This window comes from Deinococcus sp., from assembly GCF_025362455.1.
Lineage (GTDB): Bacteria > Deinococcota > Deinococci > Deinococcales > Deinococcaceae > Deinococcus.
This window is the reverse complement of the sequence record NZ_JANYGJ010000034.1, coordinates 1-3892: the sequence shown is the minus strand read 5'-3', so window position 1 is coordinate 3892 and position 3892 is coordinate 1. Positions and strand designations below refer to the sequence as shown.

Annotated in this window: 4 protein-coding genes; 3 read left to right on the top strand and 1 reads right to left on the bottom strand. The window is 59.8% G+C overall.

The features are described from left to right. Positions 1 to 242 precede the first annotated feature (242 nt). Together Q0R23_RS02465 and Q0R23_RS02460 are read left to right on the top strand one after the other, a co-directional pair. Complete coding sequence (locus Q0R23_RS02465) at positions 243 to 887, top strand: hypothetical protein (RefSeq protein WP_293910013.1); 645 nt, start codon at positions 243 to 245, stop codon at positions 885 to 887. Positions 888 to 1610: 723 nt separating this feature from the next. Next, positions 1611 to 2033 (top strand): hypothetical protein, encoded by a 423-nt coding sequence (locus Q0R23_RS02460; protein WP_293910011.1) that lies wholly within the window; start codon positions 1611 to 1613, stop codon positions 2031 to 2033. A gap of 365 nt (positions 2034 to 2398) precedes the next feature. Here Q0R23_RS02460 and Q0R23_RS02455 read toward each other — a convergent pair whose 3' ends face one another. Further along, positions 2399 to 2584: a hypothetical protein gene (locus tag Q0R23_RS02455; RefSeq protein ID WP_293910009.1), complete on the bottom strand. Its 186-nt coding sequence runs from the start codon at positions 2582 to 2584 to the stop codon at positions 2399 to 2401. Positions 2585 to 3217: 633 nt separating this feature from the next. On the opposite strand from Q0R23_RS02455, the gene Q0R23_RS02450 reads away from it, so the two are divergent. Beyond that, positions 3218 to 3892 (top strand): N-6 DNA methylase (locus Q0R23_RS02450; RefSeq protein ID WP_293910007.1); only part of this gene is annotated, 675 nt, incomplete at its 3' end.

Sequence of the window (3892 nt, the reverse complement as noted above, 5' to 3'; positions counted from 1 at the left end):
CAACGAGTTGAATGGTAGCGCCGAGGTGTTCAAGGTGCTGCCCGCGACCCGGTTCATGAACTTCAGCGAGGTGGGCAAGGTGTTCGGCGGCACCACCCGGCTGCGGCAAGCGCTGGATGAGTTGCCGAGGCTGATTTATGCGTGAAGTTGGCGGGGGCAGCGCCCAACACCCGCCGAGAGTGGTCAGGTCTGTGCGTTACTGTCGGCGTAAGGCTCTAGGCCTGGACGACGGAGGCTGAGTCGTGTCAGCTCCCACTGTCGTTTTTCATGGCGTCTCGGACCGCTCGCTCACCCTGCTGGAAACAGATAAGGTCAAGTTGCTGGTGCCGTTTATGACCGGCACCCGTAGCGCAGCGCAAGCGGGGAAACTCTGCGGCATCTCAGCCAAACGCATGCTGTACTGGGTGAATAAGTTTCTGGAACATGGCCTGGTCATGCAGATGGGGCATGAACCCTCAACCCACGCCGCCCTCTACCGCGCGGTCAGCTCATCATTCATAGTCAAAGACCTCGACGTCTATTTTATCGAGCAGCACATCGAGCAACAGTTTGATCCCCTGTGGGACACCTTTAAGGCTGGCCTGAAGCAGGTGGCCAAGCAGGAATCGGTCACCTGGGATCTTCACATTTCGCTCGATGAGCAGGCCACCGTGGTGCGGCGGTTTGTGCCGTCCGAAACGCCTGTTGACCATCCCCTGAAGACGAATGTTAGGGAGGTCAACACCTGGGCGTACCTGCCGCTTCGTCGGCAAGAGGTCAAGAACCTGCGCCGGGAGCTCGACGAACTGCTCGAAAAGTACGTCCGTCTGGCGCAGGAGGCCCACAGCGAGGAGGTTTCGGTTATGTTGCTGCACCTCGGCATGATCCCCAGCGACGGCATTGAGTAATCGCTCGCCGAGGGGACGACTTACGGTCGCGTTCGCGCCAACCAGACGGCACAACATACCCCAGCGTCAGGCTAGACCCGGCTCACGGCCTGGTCAAACAAGGTCAACCGCCTCTGGTAACGGTAATCACAGTCCCAGGGTACGGTACAGGTCGGTTATCGACGATCCAATCCAGTGGACGCTCAAAGGCGAGTGAGACCTGCGGTGCCGTGGGGCCAACAGAACTGACCGAAGTGAAAAATGCCAGTGCAGCACCCAGGGTCAGGGCCGATAGCGAAACCAGAATACGCGGATTGATCATCTAAGTCTCCTCAAGTCTGTCTGAGCATGTAAGTAAGAACTACTGGAAGGGTAAGCGGAGCGGTCCCATGCGCACAATCCTTGCATTTTGCTCCTGATTGGTGTAGAGCGCTGAGGCAGACGATGGACTGCTGTCGGGTGCTGCACTTCTCCGAGGAGAACTGGTGCAAGTCCCTGTCAGGATCTGGCGGTTCGCTCCACGAATCTCGGTGGTGAATGGTGGAAGTGCTGCGAGAGCTTCGCGCCGTTTGGGCAGCGCCCTTTAGCACCCAAACGAGCCGGAATCAAGGGGGGCAAGGGGAGCAGCGACCACTCAGGATGCAGTGTGTTCCAATCTGCTCCCGGCGCTTGATGACATTGACGCGCCCTATGCACCGGCTGCCTCCCCATTTACCCCATGCTTATACCATCGAGGAGTTCGCCATGCGCCGATTGATCGTGTTTCTCTCTGCCCTCTCGCTCGGAATCGCCAGTGTCGCCGCTGCCAAGGCTGTCGTTGTCAAAACCTATATAGAACCCAATCTTCAGATAGACGGAGGAATGCCTCATCCCGGCAGTACTGGTGACATCGTTGTCACCGCCAAGAGAGGAGACCCGCCACGCATAGGGATGCCTTGGGGTAGTTGGGGCAGTGGTGGCAGCGGCGGTACTGGCGGCGGTGGCGTTGACAACTCCCAACCGGACGTACCGCATCCAAGCGTCACCGAACCGAACGTCCCGTATCCACCAAGCAACTACTATGAAAATTCATGGCCGGACAAAGTCGTCGTCGATGGGCAGACTTACGACGTGATCCGCACAATCCGGTGCAACTGCGTGGTCTCCGAAATACTGCCACTGCCCTAACGGTAAACCCAGCTCCGCCACCCGCCCACTTGTTGCCCAGACCTTCAAGGAGTTCACGATGCGCCGATTGATCTTGCTTCTGTCTGCCCTCTCGCTAGGAATCGCCAGCTTTGCCGCTGCTGCACGAGACGACATTATAGTAACCGCCAAGCCCGCAGCCCAAAACGGTCGAGAATATTCACTCCAGGGTTTCGGTGGCGGCCAGGTTAGTGGTAACGAGAGTGGTAGCGATAGCGGCGACGACGTTGCCGATTCCCACCCGAGCGTCCCGTATCCCTACACTTACCAGGAAATTTCGTGGCCCGCACAAATCGTCGTTGCTGGAAAGACTTACGACGTGATCCGCACAGTTCGGTGTAACTGCGTCATTCCCTGACCGCTGCCTTAACGGTAAAACCAGCTCCGCTCCCCATCGCCTGATTGCCCAAACCTTCAAGGAGTTCACCATGCGCCGATTGATCCTGCTTTTGTCTGCCCTCTCTCTCGGAATCGCCAGTGTCGCCGCTGCCGATGACGGCGATATCGTTGTCACCGCCAAGAGGGGAAATCACTCGACGGACATAGAAGTGTCTTGGGGCGGTGGTGGTGGCGGTGGTGGCAGTGGTGGCAGTGGCGGCGGTGGCGGCGGTGGCAGATCTACCCCAATAACCATCACGACCTCAACCAACAACATTGAAGTTACATGGCCAGCGACAGTGACTGTTTCTGGGGAAACATTTGATGTCACTCGGGTTATTCGGTGTACCTGCCAGCGGCTCACGATTGACCGTTCAGATCTCCCCTGAGTCGCCAACTGTGACCATGAGTTAGGCCCCTCATCTGCCGCACCGCCCAGGAATAGTGCCGATGCGTCGATTGTGTACATGCGCTCCTACTTGGCTGAGCTGGACTGCTCTTGACCGGGCGGTCCAGCCGTCTTGTGTGGCACGGCGTAGATCTCGACAGGGTGAAGTTGCCGACTCTCGATACTCGCGCCTGGAGCAGGCCCTGCTCAATCGACTGGCGCGAATGTCCCGGTAGCAGTAGTCAAAGACTTTCTGCTGAGTGGCGTTCGTGACTCTGGAGCGCTGAGAAAGTCGAAGCAGTTGGTCTGTAGCGAGCCTGTGCCTTCTGTCAGTGGACCGCGCCCACTCTGCGCCTCATTTGGGACCATGTCCGGCCCAGATGCGGCAGACTGATGACCGATGACCTCCACCCGCACCTCCAAAGCCAAACCTGAACAATCTACCGCCCAGCGCCTGTCGAGCGTGGTCAAATCTGTGCGCGACAGTATGCGTAAGGACAAGGGCCTGAGCGGCGACGCCGACCGCCTCCCCATGCTGACCTGGCTGATGTTCCTGAAGTTCCTCGACGACCTGGAGGAAACCGCCCAGGCCGAGGCCGAGTTCGGGGGCCGCACCTACCGCCCGGTGATCGCCGCGCCGTACCGCTGGCGCGACTGGGCACGCAGCACCCTGACCGGCGATGACCTGCTAGCCTTCGTCAACCAGGACACTTTCCGGATTTCCGAGACGGACGAGATGCCGGGCTTGCTGACCACCCTGCGCGGCCTGCAAGGCGAGGGGCAGCGTGACCGGCGCACGGTGGTCGCCGAAATCTTCAAGGGCGTGCAGAACCGGATGCAGAGCGGCTACCTGCTCAAGGAGGTGGTGCAGAAGCTCGACGCCCTGGATTTTACCAGCAGTGACGAGAGCCACACCCTGGGGGCGCTCTACGAAGGGATGCTGCGCGAGATGCGCGACGCCGCCGGGGACGCGGGCGAGTTCTACACCCCACGCGCCGTGGTGCGCTTCATGGTCAGGGCGCTGGACCCACGCTTAGGCGAAACCCTGCTGGACCCCGCCTGCGGCACGGGCGGC